We start from the raw sequence: 16156 nt of genomic DNA, 5'->3' as shown, positions 1-16156 counted from the left end.
GGGGAGGGAAGGACTCATCAGGAGAGATATCCTCAGGCGAGGTATCTTCAGGCCCCGAAGAGCAAACCGCGGCGAAATATCTCTCGCCGGAACTACTGCCGGCTCCAAATGATCACGAATTGACAGCCTGCCCATGGCATACTTCATTCAGCATCCGCGGTCACCTGTGACGAACGACAAAAGCTCTGCAATGTCAGCGCTGGCTGGCGTTCTGATTGTTCTTGCCGTGGTGGGCGGCCTGGCGCTGATGGGTTGGCTCACGATCGTGATGCTCGACCTCAAGCACCTGAACACCTCCGGCTTCACCCTGCCCTGAAGCGAATCACAACGCCAAGATCTGCATCCTGAAGCAGTTGGCGATGACTGCGCCACATCCGGCTCAGGCGGTCCACACCCGGAACGATTCCAGTGTCGATGCCCCGAAACTGGTGGTGAGCGCCACATCGGCCGCGTCCCGGCCACGGGCGATCAGGATTCGCCCGATCCGCGGAGTGTTGTTGCGGGGATCGAACACGTACCAGCCATCGCCGAGATAAGCCTCGAACCAGGCTGAGAAGTCCATGGCCGAGTGGGGCGGAGGAACACCAATGTCACTCAGATAACCGGTGCAGTAGCGGGCCGGGATGTTCATACAGCGGCAGAAGGCGATCGCCAGATGGGCAAAGTCTCGGCAGACCCCTTCGCGGCTGTCATAGGTCGTCACGGCCGATTTGGTGGGGCTGGAGCGTCCGTAGTCGAAGCGCACATGGTGGTGCACGAAATCACAGATCGCCTGCACCCGCCCCCAGCCCATCGGAGCCCCCTCGAACAGGGACCAGGCCAGATCGGTGAGCAGATCGCTTTCGCAGTAGCGGCTCGAGAGCAGAAACAGCAGCGCATCTTCCGGCAGAGCATCCACGGGCACCTGCTCCAACGCTGGCAGCACCGGATCGGGCTGACCGGGATCGGCCACCAAGCCCGTGGCCTGCAGGCGCAGCACGCCGGCGGGTGCCACCAGCCGCTGGCATTGGTTGCCATAGGAATCCACATACGAGCGCAGCGGCACCGCTGGCTCCACCTGCAGGGTGTCTGGCTCCAGCAGATCCGACGCCCGGCTCGCATGAACGCCAAGGGTGACGATCACCGGCGTGGGCTGAGGGCAGCGGAGCTCAAGGTCGAACCCAACCTTGATCTGCATCGCCGGGGAGGCTTTGTGCTGTTGATCCATCCATCAGCCTAAGAACGATTCACCGCCCTGCAATGGCGGGAAGCTGTCTGCAAGGGACTCCTCCAGGACAGCAGCGAGGCGCTCGGCCCACTCCTGCTGCCCCGACGCCGTGGCCAGCAGGTCCTGACGAACCTCGAGCTCCACGTGGGGAATCCGGCGATGCTCGCCATGCACCACCACGGTGTGGTCGCTGGCGTCACTCACCGCGTAGGGCTCGTTGTCGCCCACCTGCAGGCCTGGCTCCCGCCTGAGCCCCCGCAGCACCCGCCGGGCCAGACGGTTATCACGGCCGTGCAGCACGCCCACATGCCAGGGGCGCTCCTGGCCCGTATGCACAGGCGTGAAACTGTGCAGCGCCACCAGCACACTGGGCTGCCCCCGGCGCAAGCGGCCATTGAGCTCGGCGGCGATGCGGCGGTGGTAAGGCTCGAAGAGTGCAGTCCGCCGTTCCTCACGCTCGGCGATGGAGAGATCGTCGTTAGCGGGGATCAGGGTGTGCTCGCTGAGGCTCACGATCGAGTCCGGTGCATCAGGCGGACGGTTCACGTCGATCACCAGCCTTGAGTAGTTGTGCAGGATCAAGAAGGCATCCAGCCGAACCGACAGGCGCTCGCCCAGCCCTGCCACTCCCAGATCCCAGGCCACATGGGTGTCAAGCACGGCAGCGCTGAGCTGAAGACCGGCGAGGCGGCGGGGGATGGCTCGGCCGGCGTGGTCGGCGGTGAGAAGCAGCGGGGAACGGGCCGTGGGCCCGACGATCCGGAACACGGGTGGATCGGCGGGGTTCAGCAAAGGGACGGCTAACGGCATGTCGGGCAGGGACGGGGGTGTGATGTCAGCAGGGTTGGAGTTCATCCAAGAACATGGCTGGCTGGGACACCCCCCAGCCAGAAAGGAGAACTGCATACGGGCGGAGGCGCTGCAGGGCCCGGGACAACGTGGGCAAGGAAGGACAGGCCGTCATGACTCATGACAGTTCACCAAAGAGGATCAGCTCGCCAAGAGGGATCAGATCGCCAGAATGAATCAACGGTCACATCAACAACCTACGCAGCTGTCGCACACGAGCGCAATCACACGATTGGCCGAGGTCCAGAGCAGGCGCTCTGATCAGATTTTCCAGATCATCACATCTGCGGTTTTCTGCATCTGACTCCTGGATGGTGAGTCATTGGCATGATGTTCATCACTTTCTTGGACGTCAGAACCTATTCTGGAGATCCCAAGCAGCCTCGTGCCGCGAGCCGCTGCCATCCATTCAAGCAAAATTGACACCTATAAACTGAGGTACGATGACCGTTACTTCCCATACGCGACTGGCCATGAAGCGACTCCGGGCACTTGCCGCCACTCTGTTGAGTTTTGCGGCTGTAGCGGTCGCATCGCCGGCATTGGCCGACACCGTTAATGCCCGCTGCGATGTGTTTCCCGCAGGAGACGACAAGGCCACCTCTTCAGGGCTGTGTAGCTTTTCGCAGCGCCAAGGCTTTGTGACCATCCAACTCAAGGGCGGCCAGACGATCGAGCTCAAGCCCAACGAGAGCACGCCCAACGCCTTTTTCGATGCCAAGGGTGAACCTGCCAAGCGCGAAATACTGGAGGCCAATCGTGGACAGGTTTACCGCCTGGACACCCAGTCGATCTTCGTCTTCTGGGATACGGCCCCCTACGCCAAAGGTGCAACCAACGGCAGCGGGGCATGCATCAGGTGATATTTGACGGAGGGTGCCGGGTCAACCTCAACAAGGCAGGAAAGTACTTCAGCAAAACCTCTGCCTGTGACGCTGCCCAGGTCGGGATTGCCGAGGATGCCATGCAGCGCCTTTCCCGCGAACAGGGGCTCTGAGGCTCTGCGCCGTTGATGGCAGGCTCAGCTGCGGCGACCGGTTTCAAAGCACCAGTAACGCGCTGGGCTCTCTACAACAACTGCCCATAGGGATGCGGAATTGACGGTCATAGAAGGCCAGTTGCGCCAGGCTTACCGCCGCCTTCGGGACGATGCCTTGCTCAAGCAAACAGAACGGTCTGTGCGTTGGCCGCTATCACAAGCCTGATCATCGCCTGTGCTCGCAGTTCCGGCTTGCAGAGCAGCGATCTTCCATTTCTGGCCCTGGTTATTACACCCTCCCTGCTGCTGGCCTTGATGACCAAAAGCATAAGTGAGTGGGGCGCTACTACGAGGATTCACATTATCCTCTCATTGCTTCTTTCGCTGCCATGATCAGCGTGCTATTGCTGCAGTGCATCGCCGTGTTTGTGCTCAGTCTGATCCTCCTGCTGAGGCGAATGGTGGCTACCTGAGGAGGATTCGGTGGCACTGCGAGCAGGAGGTGGGTTTCGAAGCTTGTGTGACAGCTCGGGGGCTATGTGAGCAGGAACACAAGGATTGCGCTGGTGGCTATCTAACTGACCACTGCTTGCACTTGGCAGATGCTAAGCTGGACTAAGCTTGGCAGATAGAAACCGTGACCTATTGCATCGGTTACTGGCTTGAGAAAGGATTGGTATTTGCCTCCGATTCCCGCACAAACGCCGGGGTTGACTACATATCAAGCTACAGCAAGATGTATGTGTTTCAACCGGCACCTGATCGAGTGTTCGTGCTTCTTGCCGCAGGCAACCTTGCTACCACGCAGGCGGCGGTACACGTGATCCAACGGGATCTTGACCGGGCCATCGAGACCGGCAAGAGCGATACCAACAATTCCGGAGCCGGAGATCTTAGGTCGTGCCACTATCTCTTCGAAGCTGCAGCCTATATCGGCGAAGTGAGCATGGCGGTGCAACAGAAACATCGCGCAGCCCTGGAGCAAGCCGGAACCAGCGCCGACGCCTCCTTCATCCTCGGAGGGCAGATCGGTAGTGAGCCCCACGGCTTGTACATGATCTATCCCCAAGGCAATGCTGTGATGGCGACGCGTCAGACGCCATACCTGCAGATCGGCGAAACGAAGTATGGAAAGCCGCCCCTCGATAACGTGGGCAATACCAATCTGTCCCTGGAAGATGCCGCCCGGCTCTGCCTGATCTCGGAAGTGCTGACCCAGCGCTCCAACCTCACTGTGGGTCCGCCCTTCGAGCTGGCCATCGTCCCCCGAAACGAGCACACGCTCTCCCAGCACGTCACTCTGGAGGCGGATGCACCTGAACTCGCCACCGTGATCGACACCTGGTGCAGCGCCCAGCGAGAGGCACTGCATCGGCTGCCCGCCTTCGCCTGGGAGCATGCCGAGGCAGGCCGCTGACAGTCAGCCGCTCACTGCCCAGAGCTTCCCCTGCCCTTCCCGTTGCCAAGCCCCATGCCTCCGTCGCCTGTTTCCGAGTGGATCTCCACCGGCCATCTGCCCACCGCCGAAGTGGTGCAGGCCCTGGTGAGCCAGGCCCACCAACTCTTTTCGCCCGTGGCGGACGGCAGGGTTGCGGACTACATCCCCGCCCTGTCCGCCGCCTGCCCCGATCAGTTCGGGATCTGCGTGGCCGGCTGCGGTGGTCCGTTGTTCGAAGCGGGTGACGCCAGGGAATATTTCAGCATTCAGAGCATCTCGAAGCCATTCCAGTTCGCCCTCATCTGCCAGGCGATCGGTGAGGACGAAGCCCGCGAGAAGCTGGGAGTGAACAGCACTGGTCTGCCCTTCAATTCCGTGCTGGCAGTGGAGCGCAGCGGTGAGGGTCTCTCCAATCCGATGGTCAATGCAGGCGCAATCGCCGCCACCAGCCTTTCGCCGGGAGCGACACCCGAACAGAAGTGGGCCTTCATCCAGGAGGGATTCTCACGCTTCGCCGGCCGGCAGCTGGAGGTAGATCAGCGTGTCTACAGCTCGGAGCTGACCACGAATCGACGCAATGCCGGCATCGCCACTCTGCTGAGCGATCACCAACGCCTCTGGTGGGATCCCGAAGAAGCGACCGATCTCTACACCCGGCAGTGCTCCCTGCGTGTCACGGCTGCTGATCTCGCCGTGATGGCGGCCACACTGGCCAACGGAGGACGCCAACCGGTCACAGGCGAACAGGTGATTGATGCCATCCACTGTCAGCATGTGCTGGCGGTGATGGTCACCGCGGGGCTCTACGAAACCTCCGGGGACTGGCTCTATGCCACCGGACTCCCCGGCAAGAGCGGAGTTGCGGGCGGCATGATCACGGTGGCACCCGGGAAAGGGGGGCTGGCCACCTTTTCACCGCCCCTTGATGAGGCCGGCAACAGCGTGCGCGGACAGCTCACGGCACGATTCCTCTCTGAAGCACTGGGGTTGAACCTCTTTGCTTCGAAACCAGAGATCCATCTGGCTGCATGAGATTCACATCACGAAGAATCTATCTGCTCCACATACTGGAGACCACGGGTCTCATTCATAAACTGCTGCCGGCTGCCAGCATCGGGATTACACCTGAAGACGCTCGAGGAGACCATTGGCAATCCTTCAGCTGTTGAAACGAGAACTTCTGTTGGCGGCCTTGATCAATAGCTCGAACCGTGGATTCATCCAATAATCAATCCAGATGGCCATCCGTGCCATAATCCCCACACTGGGCCAGGTTTGGCAAACTCGCAGCACCAGCCTTGGATATCACTCAATGAATGTCTTACTAGTTTATCCCGAATTTCCCAAAACATTCTGGAGCTACGAGAAAATACTTGAGCTGGTGAACCGGAAGGTGCTCCTGCCGCCGCTTGGCTTGATCACCGTAGCGGCCATCCTGCCCCAGGATTGGAACTTCAAGCTGGCAGATGTAAACATCAGGCCAGTCACCGATCAAGAGTGGATGTGGGCCGACCTGGTGATCATGTCGGCGATGATTGTCCAGAAAGATGACATCATTCGCCAGATCAATCTGGCCAGGCATCACGGCAAGCCCGTGGCCGTTGGTGGGCCCTATCCATCCTCCACCCCCGAGGAGCTTGTTGCCGCCGGGGCTGATTATCTGATCCTCGATGAAGGTGAGATCACCCTGCCCATGTTCGTGGCCGCTTGGGAGAGGGGAGACAAAGGAGGGCGATTCAGCTCCGAAGGCGTCAAGCCGGATGTGACCTCCACGCCCATCCCCCGCTACGACCTGCTGGAGCTCAAGGCTTACGACTCGATGAGCGTGCAGTTCTCGCGTGGCTGCCCGTTCCAGTGCGAATTCTGCGACATCATTGTGCTTTATGGCCGCAAACCTCGGACAAAGACACCGGAACAACTTGTAGGTGAACTTGACAGCCTCTACAGCCTCGGCTGGCGGGGAGGGGTATTCATGGTGGACGACAACTTCATCGGCAACAAGCGCAATGTGAAGTTGATGCTCACGGCGCTGGAGCGATGGCAGCGAGAGCATGGCTATCCCTTCCGCTTCGATACCGAAGCCTCCCTCGATCTGGCTGATGATCAGGAACTGATCGATCAGATGCTGGCCTGCAACTTTGCCGCCGTCTTCATGGGCATCGAAACCCCGGACGCCGACAGCCTGGCGACGACCATGAAGTTCCAGAACATGCGCTCGCCCCTGCTCGACTCGGTCGACAAGGTCACCCGCTCCGGCCTGAGGGTGATCGCAGGATTCATCATCGGCTTCGATGGAGAGAAGGTCGGGGCCGGTCAGCGGATCGTTGCCTTCTCAGAAGCGGCGGGGATTCCCACCACCACCTTCGCCATGCTTCAGGCCCTGCCCCATACCGCCCTCTGGCACCGGCTCGAGAAGGAAGGTCGGCTGATCGACAAGGTCGGCAACATCAATCAGACCACCCTGATGAACTTCGTGCCGACCAGGCCGGTGGAAGACATTGCCCAGGAGTATGTCGAAGCGTTCTGCGAGCTCTACGAACCACGTAAGTATCTCGATCGGGTGCATCGCTATTTCCTTAAACTCGGCCCAGCCAGGGTGAAGAGTGCCTTCAAGCTTCCCGATCCTGTGGTGATCCGGGCGCTGCTGATTGTCTGCTGGCGTCAGGGGATCAAGCGCTCCACCCGTTGGGCCTTCTGGCATCACCTTTTCGACATTCTTCGCTCCAACCCCAAGGTGACGGAGCAGTACCTGGCCGTGTGTGCCCACAACGAGCATTTCATGGAGTATCGGGAGATCGTGCGCCGGCAGATTGAGAATCAACTGGCCGCCTATCGCCAGGGGCAGGCCAATCAGGCTGTCGTTCCAGTGCCGGTTCAGGCCGGGCTAGGAGAGGGAGCAACTCCCATGGGCCGGTGATCGGAGAATCCGCTCAGGGCAGCAGGAAGCCGAAGTGGCGAGACAGGAAGCCCTTGAGCCCGGTCTGGGCCTGAAGGTCGAGTTCCGCGGCCCACTCCGCCTCCGCGATGTCGGCCTCACCCAGACCCAGACCCTCCACGAGGCGCCGGTACGCCAGCTTCTCCATGGGGTTGATGCTCGACTCGTCGCCGGGCCGCCGGCCGACGCGGATCATCATGTAGCCCAGCTTCAGGGCCAGCTGCCGGTCTTCGTCGGAATCGAGGCGGGAGACCAGCTCGTCGAGGGCCTCAGGCTGCAGGCTCTGGCCGGCCAGCTTCTCAGCCGTCTCGGCCTGCAGCGGCACTCCACCATCCGTCACCCCGTAACGCTCCACCAGGTCCTGCAACAGCTCCCGCTCCTCCGCGGAGAACTCGCCATCCGACCAGGCCACACAGCAGAGGATGCGCAGCAGATCGAGGTTGCCGGCGGGCGGGGTATCGGTGCTGGGCGCCATGAAGTGGGTCCGGTAGGCATCACAGGGGCCATTGTGACCGCTTGGTCCGGCAGCCCACCAAACGAGGGCATGAGCCCTGAGCCATTGCCACTCCCAGGAAACCTGACAGGTTCCCCGCGCGTGGCTACAGAGGAAGCAGAAGGGCCAACTCCCATGTCCGCCAAAACCACCAACACGCCTGCCAGCCATCAACCCCGCCATGACGGGATGGAGAGCGGGCATCACAGCGATCCCTACCTGCAGCGTCGCAAGCCGGCCCAGCCCAGCACCTGCCCGGATTGCCAGGCCACGTATCACGATGGCCGCTGGACCTGGGATGCACCGGAGCCCGGTGGCGCCAGCCACCGCTGCCCGGCCTGCGAGCGCATCCGCGATGGCGTTCCCGCAGGAGAGCTCACCCTCTCCGGAACTTTCCTGGCTGCGCATGCCAACGAGGTGATGCGTCTGGTCACCACCACCGGGGAGCACATCCGTCAGGAGCATCCGCTGGAGCGCCTGATCGACAGCAGCGGTGATCCCGCCAGCGGCGACGTGCTGCTGCGCTTCACCGGCATCCATGGCACCCATGGCATAGGTGAGGCCTTGGTGCATGCCTTCGGCGGAACAATGGAGGCTCCGTACCCGGACGCCGGATCGATCATGCGCGCCAGCTGGCGGCGGGACTGAGCGAAACGCGCCGACGCCGGATCGCCGGCGCCATAGTTCCCGCATGTCCTGTCAGGACAGTGAAGGCCGTGCCGAGCCTCAAGTCCCTGACCCGCCGTGAGCGGGTCGCCGAAGTGATGGATCAACCAGGGATCGACCCCGGTGAGCACGCCTTGGCCCTGGCGGGGCTGCGGCGCATCAATGCGCTCAGCCGCTGCTCGGCAAGTCTGTTCGCACCGATCCGCGAGCTCGCGCAAGCCAGATCCAGCACCCCCCTGCGGGTGCTGGATCTGGCTTGCGGCGGCGGTGACACCGCCATCGACCTGGCCCTGCTGGCCCGGCGCAGCGGCATTCTGCTGATCCTCGAAGGCTCCGACATCAGCCCCAGCTCCGTGACAATCGCCCGGGCCAATGCCGAGCGCCGCGGCGCCGATGCACGCTTCTGCAGGGCCGATGCCCTCGCCGATCCACTGCCATCTGGACCAGACGCTGCCTGCCCTGACGGCTACGACGTGGTGCTCACCTCACTCTTCCTCCACCACCTCGACGACCATGACGCCGAGATGCTGCTGGGCCTGATGGCCCGGCGGGCCCGTCAGCCGCTCCTGGATCATGCACACCGATGGACCGCGCTCGGTGCAGGGGGCCTTCCAGCTGGCTGAGGTGGCCGCCATGGCCGAGCGGGCCGGGCTGCGGGACGCCTCGCTGCGGCGCTGCTGGCCGGAGCGTTACCTGCTGAGCTGGTCCCGTGGCTGAGACCCTGCCCGGCGAGATCTGGGATGTGGTGGTGATCGGAGCCGGTCCGGCCGGTGGCCTGGCCAGTCTTGATCTGGCGCGCCGGGGCCTGCGGGTGCTGCTGGTGGAGAAGCGCCGCTTCCCGCGCTGGAAGGTGTGCGGCACCTGCTTCAACGGCCAGGCCCAGGCGGCCCTTGTCTCCGTGGGCCAGGGCCACCTGCTTGAGAGCCTGGGCGGGCGACCGTTGCGACGGCTGAGGCTTGGCCTGGGCGGCAGACAGGCGACCTGTGCCCTGCCCCAGGGATGGGCCGTCTCGCGCAGCCGCTTCGATCAGGCCCTGGTGGAAGCGGCCGTCAGCGCCGGTGTCATGTTCCGCCCCCAGACCACGGCGCAACTGGGTCCAGTCAGCGCCCACGCCCGCAGCGTCAGCCTGTGCCAGGGACGCCATCAGGAGCTGGTGCAGGCGGCCGTGGTGCTGGTGGCGGCAGGACTGGCCCACCGCTGCCTCGAGAACGAGCCCACACCTGCCAGCATCACTGGGAGGAGGGCTCCATCCACATGGCGGTGGGCCGCCAGGGCTAGGTGGGTTTGGTGCGGGTGGAGGACGGCAGCCTCAACCTGGCGGGCGATCGCTTCCTGGTGCTCGGGGATGCCGCCGGCTATGTGGAGCCTTCACCGGAGAAGGCATGGGCTGGGCCCTGGCAGCCGCCGTCGCGGCCACGCCGCTGGTGATGGAGGGGGCCGGGGCGTGGCAGCAGCGATCTGATGTCGTGGACCATCGCCGACCACGGCTTCGAGATGACCCTCTCCGCCAAGGTGCCGGAGACCATCGCCGACCACCTGCGACCGTGGCTGGAGCGCTGGCTCAGCTCCCGGGGCGAAAGCCTCGCCTCGATCGGATCCTGGGCCCTGCACCCCGGCGGGCCGCGCGACCTGGCGGCCGTCGCTGCCGCGGCGGAGCTGGACCCCAGCCAGATCGAGCCCTCGGCGGCCGTGCTTCGCCAGTTCGGCAACATGTCGTCGGCCACGATCCTGTTCATCCTCGAGCGACTGCACCGCGGGGCGGCTCCGCGGCCCTGGGTGGCCCTGGCCTTCGGGCCCGGCCTCACCGTGGAGGCCAGCCTGCTGGGGTGAGCCTCAGGGCCGCCTGAACCGCCGCAGCTCCCAGGCCGTCAGCCGTTGCTGGCTGTCGTAGATCAGGCTCACCTGCCGGAAGTGGTCGGCGTCGAGGCGGCAGCCCACCTGCAACTCGAAGGCCCCCTCCGGCAGCTGCTCTGGCAGGGAACAAACCAGACCATCGTCGAAGCCGGCGGTGAGGCTGTTTCGGCTGAACCGGCTGTTGCGGAAGGGTTCGCACGGCTGCGGCGCCGGATCGACGGCAGGCCAGCGGTTGGGCTCGAGCCGCTCCAGCTCGCCGGGCCAGCCCTCCTGCTCCCCCAGCAGGGCCCGCCAGTCGCTGGCCGCAGGGCGGGGTGGATCCGGCTCGGGCGCCAGGCCGCAGCGGAAGGGCACCACCCCCAGGCTCTGCAACCGCCAGCCAGGAGATTCGCCCGGGGCGGACCCCAGCGGCGCATAGAGCAGCACCAGCATCGAGCGGGAGCGGCCCCAGAACATGTTCACCTCGTGGCCGAAGCGCGGCTGCTGACCGTCGACCGCCAGGCTCGACTGGCCGGCGGCGCCGCGGAATTGCCAGCACTGACCACCGCGGTTGTAGGTGGCGCGGGAAAGGGGCAGCTGGCGGCGGCCGTCCGGCGCGAAGCGCAGGCCGCTGCCGTCCCACAGACCCGTGTCGGAGTCCGAAAAGCTGATGGCGTAGCTGGTGCCCTCGATCACCGCGCTGGCTTCTGAGACATCAAGAACGCCGGTGGCGCTGCGCTCATACCAGCGGCTCGTGCCACACCAGCGGCCCTCGAAGTTGAGCCTGTTGAGCTCCCACTGGCGGTCGTGGCCGGTCATGGCAACAGGAGCGGTGATGCTCGCGTCAGTGTGGTGGCGGCGGCCTAGCTTCTCGCCAGCCAGGCCAGTCTTGATGCGGATCGCGATCGTTGGCTGCGGCTATGTGGGCTCCGCCCTGGCAAGCCACTGGCATCAGCAGGCCCAGCACTGGCTGCGGGTCACCACCACCCGCAGCGAGCGGCTGGTGGAGCTAGCTCCCCTGGCCGATGACGTGCAGCTGCTGGATGCCGCCGACCCCGATCAGCTGCGGCAGGCCCTGGAGACCACCGAGGCGGCCGTGTTCTGCCTGGCGCCCGGGGGCAGCCGCCAGGTGGATGCCGACGGCTACGAGGCCACCTACCTGCGCAGCATGGAGGCCGTGGCAGCCGTGGTGCCCCAGCTGCCCGGGCTCCACCAGCTCGTGTACACCAGCAGCTGCTCGGTCTATGGCGAAGCCACGGGCCTGGTGGATGAAACCATGCCCCCGCAGCCCCTTGAGCCCCACCCCCGGATCCTGCGCGACGCCGAAGAACTGCTGCTCGGCTGCCGTGCTCCCCACCGCCGCGTCGCGATCCTGCGGCTGGGGGCGATCTACGGCCCCGGGCGCGAGCTGGAACCCCGCTTCCGCTCCCTGGCGGGCAGCCGCCGCCAGGGGGATGGGTCGTCCTTGATCAGCTGGATCCACCGCGACGATGTGGTCATGGCCCTGGCCTGGGCGGTGGAGCAGGGCTTCGATGGACTGATCAACCTGGTGGACGATGAACCGATCAGCGTGCGCGAGCTGGTCGACCGCAGTTGCCGCGCCGCCGGCCTCGAGCCGGTGACCTGGGACGGCGACATCACCAGACCTGCCGAGGGGGCCGGTGCCCCCACCGGCCGACGGATCTCGAACCGCCGCCTGCGGGAGCTGGGACTCGAGCTGCAGCACCCCCGGCTACCAATCCTCGCGGCCCTGCTTGATCCCGGGGCTGAGTTGCAGCCACCCTCCTAACCTTGCCGTGCCCCCTTGGTTGTGCTTGCCATGCGTTCCGTGCCGCTCCACCTCGAGCCCGGCAGCGATCTGCGCCGGTCGCTGGAGCAGCTGGCGCAGGAGCAGAACGCCTCAGGCTTCGTGCTCGGCGTGGTGGGCAACCTGGCCCAGGCCGCCTTCCAGTGCCCCGGCAAGATCGCCCCCACCGTGCTGCGCGGGGAGCTCGAAATCATCACCCTGCAGGGCACCCTCTCCCCCGAGGGGGTACACCTGCACCTGAGCCTCTCCGACGGGGAGTGCCGGGTCTGGGGCGGCCACCTCGAGCCAGGCTCCCGGGTGCTCAAGGGCGCCGATCTGCTGGTGGGCCTGCTCGAGTCGACTGCCGCAGCCGCAACTGAAACGGCAGCAGCCGAAGCCAGCGCCAATGAACCCCTTGAACCCCTTGAGCCCCGGGTGACGATCGCCGTGCGCTCCGGTTGCCCCTTCTCCAGGCGCGCCCTGCGCATGCTGCGCACCCTCGGCATTCCCCACCGACTGATCGAGCCCAGCGCCGACGGGCCTGTGCCCCAGATTTTCTTCGATGGGGAGCTGATCGGCGGCTACGACGAGCTGGCCCAGCGCCACGGCCGCGGCGAGCTGGAAGCCCTGCGCCGGGCATGACTGAAGACCAGGCATGACTCAGGACCAGACATGACCCAAGACCAGAGATGAGCCTTCCGCCAGCCGCCGCACTGGAGCTGAACACCCTGGCGGGCTGCGGCCTGGCCATCGCCGGCTACCCGCATTTCCGCTACGACGCCCGCGGCGGTCGCGGCAGTGCCCAGCTGGGGCAACCGTCCGGGGACGGGAGCTGGCCGCTTCGTTTCCAGCCGGAGGGGCTGTGCATTCCGCCGCTCGACTGGCGCAGCACACGGGTTCTGGGTTTGCCCCTGCCGCCTGGCCTGAGCATCAGCATTGAGCCGGAGCAGCTGGAGGGTGTTCTCGATCCCGCCAGCGGCTGCCTGGCACTGAATTTCAGGGCGCGCTTCCACTGTCGTGTGGGCTCGCTCTACAGCGCACCTCCCCTGCTGGTGGCCACGGAGCTGGTCACGGGCGAGATCAGAAGCCAGCGGCATCGCTGTTGCGGCCAGCCCCTCGCCGCCGATGGCACGGCCTTGCTGGTCGGGGTGGCCACGATCGAGCCCACCGGTGAGGCCTGGCTCGATCGTTTCCTGGGGTTGCCCGATGAGGCTCTGGCGCTGTTGCGCTGTCGCTTCACTCCAGAAGCCGGGGCCGGGTTCCCGTGGGAACCACCTGCATACCGATCGGCGCCAGGGCAATGAACGCCAGCTTGACGTGCTGGATCCCGAAGGGGATGCCGATGATCGTCACGAAGCAGGCCAGGGCTGAACTGAGGTGGCCGATCGCCAGCCACCACCCTGCCAGCAGGAACCAGACCACATTGCCCACCAGCCCCAGGGGACCGGTGCCGAAGTCGTTGCGGCCGGTGAGCTCACGGCGGCTGATCGCCTCCTGCCCGAACGGCCAGAACGAGAAGTTGCCGATCACGAAGCAAGCCCGCGCCCAGGGCAGACCAATGATCGTGATGGCAGCCACCAGGCCCGCCAGCCACCAGCCCAGGCCCATCACGAAGCCCCCGAGCACGAACCAAAGGACGTTAAGAACAAAGCGCAGCATCTCTCCAGCCTCGCGCAGATCCGAAAATCAGTGTGCAGGCCCACGGCCCGTCAACCCTGACCACGCGCCCGACCCACCAGAGGCGAGCTGACACCGAGCAAGTCTTATTACCAGCTTCCGGGCCCGTCGGCTAGAATCTGCAAACCTCCTTAACAAAAGGGACCCAACGCATATGTTCACGCTCGAGAAAGCCACCCAGATCTTCCCCAACACGCTTTCAGCGGATGTGGTGCCAGCGATCACGGCCCGCTACAAGCTGCTCAGCGCCGAAGACCAGCTGGCACTGATCTGGTACGCCTACCTCGAGATGGGCAAAACCATCACCATCGCCGCCCCCGGCGCTGCACGTATGCAGTTCGCCGAAGGCGTACTGAGCCAACTCAAAGGCATGAGTTTTGCCCAGCAAAGTCAGGTGATGTGCGACCTGGCCAACAGCACCGACACAGAGATCGGCCGCACCTACTCAGGTTGGTCGGTGAATATCAAACTCGGCTTCTGGTATCAGCTCGGCGAGTGGATGGCCGCCGGCATCGTGGCTCCGATTCCCCAGGGCTACCAGCTCTCCGCTAACGCCGCCTCCGTGCTCAGCTCTCTCAGGAACGTCGAGCAGGGCCAGCAGATCACTTTGCTGCGAAACTTCGTCGTGGACATGGGCTACGACCCCGCCAAGGGCGAGGCCCAGCGCGTCATGGAGCCAGTGGTAGCTCCCACCCCTGAATCGCAGCGGCAGAAGGTAACGATCGCCGGTATCGACAACGCCACGGTGAGCGCCTATATGGATCAGCTCAACGCCAACGATTTCGACAACCTGATTGAGCTGTTCCTGCCGGATGGAGCGCTGCAGCCTCCCTTCCAGAAACCGATTGTGGGCAAGGAAGCCATCCTGCGATTCTTCCGCGAAGACTGTCAGAACCTGAAGCTTCTGCCCGAATCCGGCGTTGCCGAACCCGCCGACGGCGAGTTCACCCAGATCAAGGTCACCGGCAAGGTGCAGACCCCATGGTTCGGAGCCGGAGTAGGCATGAATGTCGCCTGGCGCTTCCTGCTCAATCCCGACGGCAAGATCTACTTCGTGGCCATCGATCTGCTGGCCTCCCCCGCCGAGCTGCTCAAGTTCGCCCCTTGAGCCTTGCTACAGCCCCGGCCCCTGCCACCGGCAAGGGCCTGCTGTTGGCCGGCCTGATCCTGCTGGCCTGGATTCTCAGCCTGGTGGTGTTGCTGCCAGCTGACCCCGGCCATTGGCCCCTGCCTCTGCTGCTGCTCGCCATCGGCGTCCGCTCGGTGCTGCACACCGGCCTTTTCATCGTTGGGCACGACGCCATGCACGGCCTGTTGATCCCAGACCGTCCCCGGCTCAACCACCGGCTGGGGCAGTTGGCTCTCTGGCTCTACGCCGGACTGCCCTACGACGCCTGCCGCGCCAACCACCAGCGCCACCACCAGGCTCCGGGAACAGCCACCGATCCCGACCACCAGCCACTCCATGGCAGTGGTGTGCTGCGCTGGTATCTCCACTTCATGGCCAGCTATCTCTCAGCCGGCCAGATGCTGCGACTGCTGGGGGGTTGGGCCCTGTTGATACTGGTGGCCACAGCCTCCGGCGCCATGGCTCCGCTGTCTGTGATGCTGATCTGCACCCTTCCCCTGCTGATAAGCTCCCTGCAGTTGTTCGTCTTCGGGACCTATCTCCCCCACCGCCAGCCAGAGTGGGAGAGCCATCGCCACCAGGCCCGCAGCCTGGAGCTGCCGGTATGGCTCTCCCTGCTCGCCTGTTTCCACTTCGGCTATCACTGGGAACACCACGAGTTCCCTTCCAGGGCCTGGTTCGAGCTGCCGGGGATGCGCCGGTTCCGCCCGCCCATGCACACCCAATCGTTACAGCTCGCGCCACTGGTGCTGCCGCGATAAAGTCTTGTATCAAGGATGACATCATGGTTGAGCCGGCACTGAACACCTGGACCGACGACGAGCAGGCCATCGCCCAGGAGGCCTTCAGTCACGCCTATGGCCGTGCCGTCGCGACGGTGATCAGTACCTTGCGCCGTGAAGCCGATTCAATCCACACGGCCCCGGCGCTCTGGCGTCTGCACGACTACCTGAGCACCCAGCGCCACGTGATGGAAGGGCGCTTCGATTTTCGGCTTGAAGGCATTCTGTTCACCTTCGCCAGTCTGGTGAAGGAAAACCTGCTGGAGCTTCAGGAACTCGATGGCCTCGACGCCGACAAGATCGCCAAGATCAAGGCGATGTCGCGCTTCTAGGGCCAGGCAAACCATCGGCCAGACTGGCCTCCTACTCCTCGAGGCATCCG

At 64.4% G+C, this 16156-nt stretch carries 20 protein-coding genes; 15 read left to right on the top strand and 5 right to left on the bottom strand.

The window, feature by feature from the left end; translation table 11 throughout:
* The first annotated feature begins 166 nt into the window (after nucleotides 1–166).
* Entirely contained in the window at nucleotides 167–316 is a 150-nt protein-coding gene (locus CJZ82_RS19070; RefSeq protein WP_233130249.1) for a hypothetical protein, read from the top strand.
* A 63-nt stretch (nucleotides 317–379) separates the two neighbouring features.
* On the opposite strand, the gene CJZ82_RS13370 is transcribed toward CJZ82_RS19070, so the two are convergent.
* Both CJZ82_RS13370 and CJZ82_RS13365 read right to left on the bottom strand, forming a co-directional pair.
* Complete coding sequence (locus tag CJZ82_RS13370; RefSeq protein WP_198949776.1) at nucleotides 380–1207, bottom strand: transglutaminase family protein; 828 nt, start codon at nucleotides 1205–1207, stop codon at nucleotides 380–382.
* A gap of 3 nt (nucleotides 1208–1210) precedes the next feature.
* Nucleotides 1211–2017: an N-formylglutamate amidohydrolase gene (locus tag CJZ82_RS13365; RefSeq protein ID WP_094556295.1), complete on the bottom strand. Its 807-nt coding sequence runs from the start codon at nucleotides 2015–2017 to the stop codon at nucleotides 1211–1213.
* A gap of 482 nt (nucleotides 2018–2499) precedes the next feature.
* Between CJZ82_RS13365 and CJZ82_RS13360 the strand changes: the two genes are divergently transcribed.
* The 4 genes from CJZ82_RS13360 to CJZ82_RS13345 all read left to right on the top strand — a co-directional run bounded on the left by CJZ82_RS13360 (nucleotide 2500) and on the right by CJZ82_RS13345 (nucleotide 7390).
* A complete protein-coding gene (locus tag CJZ82_RS13360) occupies nucleotides 2500–2919 on the top strand; it encodes a hypothetical protein (RefSeq protein ID WP_198949775.1) in 420 nt (139 codons plus the stop codon).
* Between the two features lie 753 nt (nucleotides 2920–3672).
* Nucleotides 3673–4452, top strand: a complete 780-nt coding sequence (locus CJZ82_RS13355; RefSeq protein WP_094556262.1) for a 20S proteasome subunit A/B — start codon at nucleotides 3673–3675, stop codon at nucleotides 4450–4452.
* A gap of 54 nt (nucleotides 4453–4506) precedes the next feature.
* Nucleotides 4507–5505 carry a glutaminase A gene (glsA, locus tag CJZ82_RS13350; RefSeq protein WP_094556261.1) on the top strand — a complete coding sequence of 333 codons (999 nt, stop codon included), beginning with the start codon at nucleotides 4507–4509 and terminating at the stop codon, nucleotides 5503–5505.
* Between the two features lie 280 nt (nucleotides 5506–5785).
* On the top strand, nucleotides 5786–7390 hold the full coding sequence (locus tag CJZ82_RS13345) for a B12-binding domain-containing radical SAM protein (RefSeq protein ID WP_094556260.1): 1605 nt from the start codon (nucleotides 5786–5788) through the stop codon (nucleotides 7388–7390).
* Nucleotides 7391–7403: 13 nt separating this feature from the next.
* Here the strand turns inward: CJZ82_RS13345 and CJZ82_RS13340 are convergent, their stop codons facing one another.
* The gene (locus CJZ82_RS13340) at nucleotides 7404–7883 is read right to left on the bottom strand and encodes a TerB family tellurite resistance protein (protein ID WP_094556259.1); all 480 of its coding nucleotides are present in this window, start codon (nucleotides 7881–7883) and stop codon (nucleotides 7404–7406) included.
* Between the two features lie 153 nt (nucleotides 7884–8036).
* On the opposite strand from CJZ82_RS13340, the gene CJZ82_RS13335 reads away from it, so the two are divergent.
* The 4 genes from CJZ82_RS13335 (at nucleotide 8037) to CJZ82_RS13320 (ending at nucleotide 10397) form a co-directional block, all read left to right on the top strand.
* Nucleotides 8037–8549 carry a BCAM0308 family protein gene (locus tag CJZ82_RS13335; protein ID WP_094556258.1) on the top strand — a complete coding sequence of 171 codons (513 nt, stop codon included), beginning with the start codon at nucleotides 8037–8039 and terminating at the stop codon, nucleotides 8547–8549.
* A gap of 68 nt (nucleotides 8550–8617) precedes the next feature.
* Nucleotides 8618–9190 (top strand): methyltransferase domain-containing protein, encoded by a 573-nt coding sequence (locus CJZ82_RS13330; protein WP_369820069.1) that lies wholly within the window; start codon nucleotides 8618–8620, stop codon nucleotides 9188–9190.
* A gap of 86 nt (nucleotides 9191–9276) precedes the next feature.
* Nucleotides 9277–10029, top strand: coding sequence for an NAD(P)/FAD-dependent oxidoreductase (locus CJZ82_RS19495; RefSeq protein WP_369820068.1), 753 nt, complete (start codon nucleotides 9277–9279; stop codon nucleotides 10027–10029).
* Complete coding sequence (locus CJZ82_RS13320) at nucleotides 10029–10397, top strand: hypothetical protein (RefSeq protein ID WP_233130248.1); 369 nt, start codon at nucleotides 10029–10031, stop codon at nucleotides 10395–10397. Before CJZ82_RS19495 ends, CJZ82_RS13320 begins: the two co-directional genes overlap by 1 nt.
* Before the next feature lie 3 nt (nucleotides 10398–10400).
* Here the strand turns inward: CJZ82_RS13320 and CJZ82_RS13315 are convergent, their stop codons facing one another.
* The gene (locus tag CJZ82_RS13315; RefSeq protein ID WP_094556257.1) at nucleotides 10401–11219 is read right to left on the bottom strand and encodes a hypothetical protein; all 819 of its coding nucleotides are present in this window, start codon (nucleotides 11217–11219) and stop codon (nucleotides 10401–10403) included.
* A 73-nt stretch (nucleotides 11220–11292) separates the two neighbouring features.
* On the opposite strand from CJZ82_RS13315, the gene CJZ82_RS13310 reads away from it, so the two are divergent.
* The 3 genes from CJZ82_RS13310 to CJZ82_RS13300 are packed head-to-tail and all read left to right on the top strand — an operon-like array spanning nucleotide 11293 to nucleotide 13490.
* Complete coding sequence (locus tag CJZ82_RS13310) at nucleotides 11293–12189, top strand: NAD-dependent epimerase/dehydratase family protein (RefSeq protein ID WP_094556256.1); 897 nt, start codon at nucleotides 11293–11295, stop codon at nucleotides 12187–12189.
* A 30-nt stretch (nucleotides 12190–12219) separates the two neighbouring features.
* Entirely contained in the window at nucleotides 12220–12828 is a 609-nt protein-coding gene (locus tag CJZ82_RS13305) for a PCC domain-containing protein (RefSeq protein ID WP_094556294.1), read from the top strand.
* 47 nt (nucleotides 12829–12875) lie between these two features.
* On the top strand, nucleotides 12876–13490 hold the full coding sequence (locus tag CJZ82_RS13300) for a hypothetical protein (RefSeq protein WP_094556255.1): 615 nt from the start codon (nucleotides 12876–12878) through the stop codon (nucleotides 13488–13490).
* Here CJZ82_RS13300 and CJZ82_RS13295 read toward each other — a convergent pair.
* Nucleotides 13423–13845, bottom strand: a complete 423-nt coding sequence (locus CJZ82_RS13295) for a YccF domain-containing protein (protein WP_094556254.1) — start codon at nucleotides 13843–13845, stop codon at nucleotides 13423–13425. The genes CJZ82_RS13300 and CJZ82_RS13295 overlap by 68 nt on opposite strands.
* 172 nt (nucleotides 13846–14017) lie before the next feature.
* Here CJZ82_RS13295 and CJZ82_RS13290 point away from each other — a divergent pair, with 172 nt between their 5' ends.
* The 3 genes from CJZ82_RS13290 to CJZ82_RS13280 are packed head-to-tail and all read left to right on the top strand — an operon-like array spanning nucleotide 14018 to nucleotide 16106.
* Complete coding sequence (locus CJZ82_RS13290; protein ID WP_094556253.1) at nucleotides 14018–14971, top strand: orange carotenoid-binding protein; 954 nt, start codon at nucleotides 14018–14020, stop codon at nucleotides 14969–14971.
* A complete protein-coding gene (locus CJZ82_RS13285; protein ID WP_094556252.1) occupies nucleotides 14968–15753 on the top strand; it encodes a fatty acid desaturase in 786 nt (261 codons plus the stop codon). The genes CJZ82_RS13290 and CJZ82_RS13285 overlap by 4 nt, the downstream gene beginning before the upstream one ends.
* A 23-nt stretch (nucleotides 15754–15776) precedes the next feature.
* Complete coding sequence (locus tag CJZ82_RS13280) at nucleotides 15777–16106, top strand: hypothetical protein (RefSeq protein WP_094556251.1); 330 nt, start codon at nucleotides 15777–15779, stop codon at nucleotides 16104–16106.
* Nucleotides 16107–16156 lie beyond the last annotated feature (50 nt).

It is taken from the genome of Synechococcus sp. 1G10 (genome assembly GCF_002252625.1).
In the GTDB taxonomy this organism is placed as follows: Bacteria; Cyanobacteriota; Cyanobacteriia; order PCC-6307; family Cyanobiaceae; genus Regnicoccus_A.
This window is presented reverse-complemented; position numbering and strand designations above follow the sequence as displayed.

Excerpts from the sequence above, each read along its gene's own strand:
- CJZ82_RS13370 (WP_198949776.1), bottom strand. The coding sequence starts at position 1,207 with ATGGATCAACAGCACAAAGCCTCCCCGGCGATGCAGATCAAGGTTGGG.
- CJZ82_RS13365 (WP_094556295.1), bottom strand. The coding sequence starts at position 2,017 with ATGCCGTTAGCCGTCCCTTTGCTGAACCCCGCCGATCCACCCGTGTTC.
- CJZ82_RS13360 (WP_198949775.1), top strand. The coding sequence starts at position 2,500 with ATGACCGTTACTTCCCATACGCGACTGGCCATGAAGCGACTCCGGGCA.
- glsA (WP_094556261.1), top strand. The coding sequence starts at position 4,507 with ATGCCTCCGTCGCCTGTTTCCGAGTGGATCTCCACCGGCCATCTGCCC.
- CJZ82_RS13345 (WP_094556260.1), top strand. The coding sequence starts at position 5,786 with ATGAATGTCTTACTAGTTTATCCCGAATTTCCCAAAACATTCTGGAGC.
- CJZ82_RS13340 (WP_094556259.1), bottom strand. The coding sequence starts at position 7,883 with ATGGCGCCCAGCACCGATACCCCGCCCGCCGGCAACCTCGATCTGCTG.
- CJZ82_RS13335 (WP_094556258.1), top strand. The coding sequence starts at position 8,037 with ATGTCCGCCAAAACCACCAACACGCCTGCCAGCCATCAACCCCGCCAT.
- CJZ82_RS13320 (WP_233130248.1), top strand. The coding sequence starts at position 10,029 with ATGTCGTGGACCATCGCCGACCACGGCTTCGAGATGACCCTCTCCGCC.
- CJZ82_RS13315 (WP_094556257.1), bottom strand. The coding sequence starts at position 11,219 with ATGACCGGCCACGACCGCCAGTGGGAGCTCAACAGGCTCAACTTCGAG.
- CJZ82_RS13310 (WP_094556256.1), top strand. The coding sequence starts at position 11,293 with ATGCGGATCGCGATCGTTGGCTGCGGCTATGTGGGCTCCGCCCTGGCA.
- CJZ82_RS13305 (WP_094556294.1), top strand. The coding sequence starts at position 12,220 with ATGCGTTCCGTGCCGCTCCACCTCGAGCCCGGCAGCGATCTGCGCCGG.
- CJZ82_RS13300 (WP_094556255.1), top strand. The coding sequence starts at position 12,876 with ATGAGCCTTCCGCCAGCCGCCGCACTGGAGCTGAACACCCTGGCGGGC.
- CJZ82_RS13295 (WP_094556254.1), bottom strand. The coding sequence starts at position 13,845 with ATGCTGCGCTTTGTTCTTAACGTCCTTTGGTTCGTGCTCGGGGGCTTC.
- CJZ82_RS13290 (WP_094556253.1), top strand. The coding sequence starts at position 14,018 with ATGTTCACGCTCGAGAAAGCCACCCAGATCTTCCCCAACACGCTTTCA.
- CJZ82_RS13280 (WP_094556251.1), top strand. The coding sequence starts at position 15,777 with ATGGTTGAGCCGGCACTGAACACCTGGACCGACGACGAGCAGGCCATC.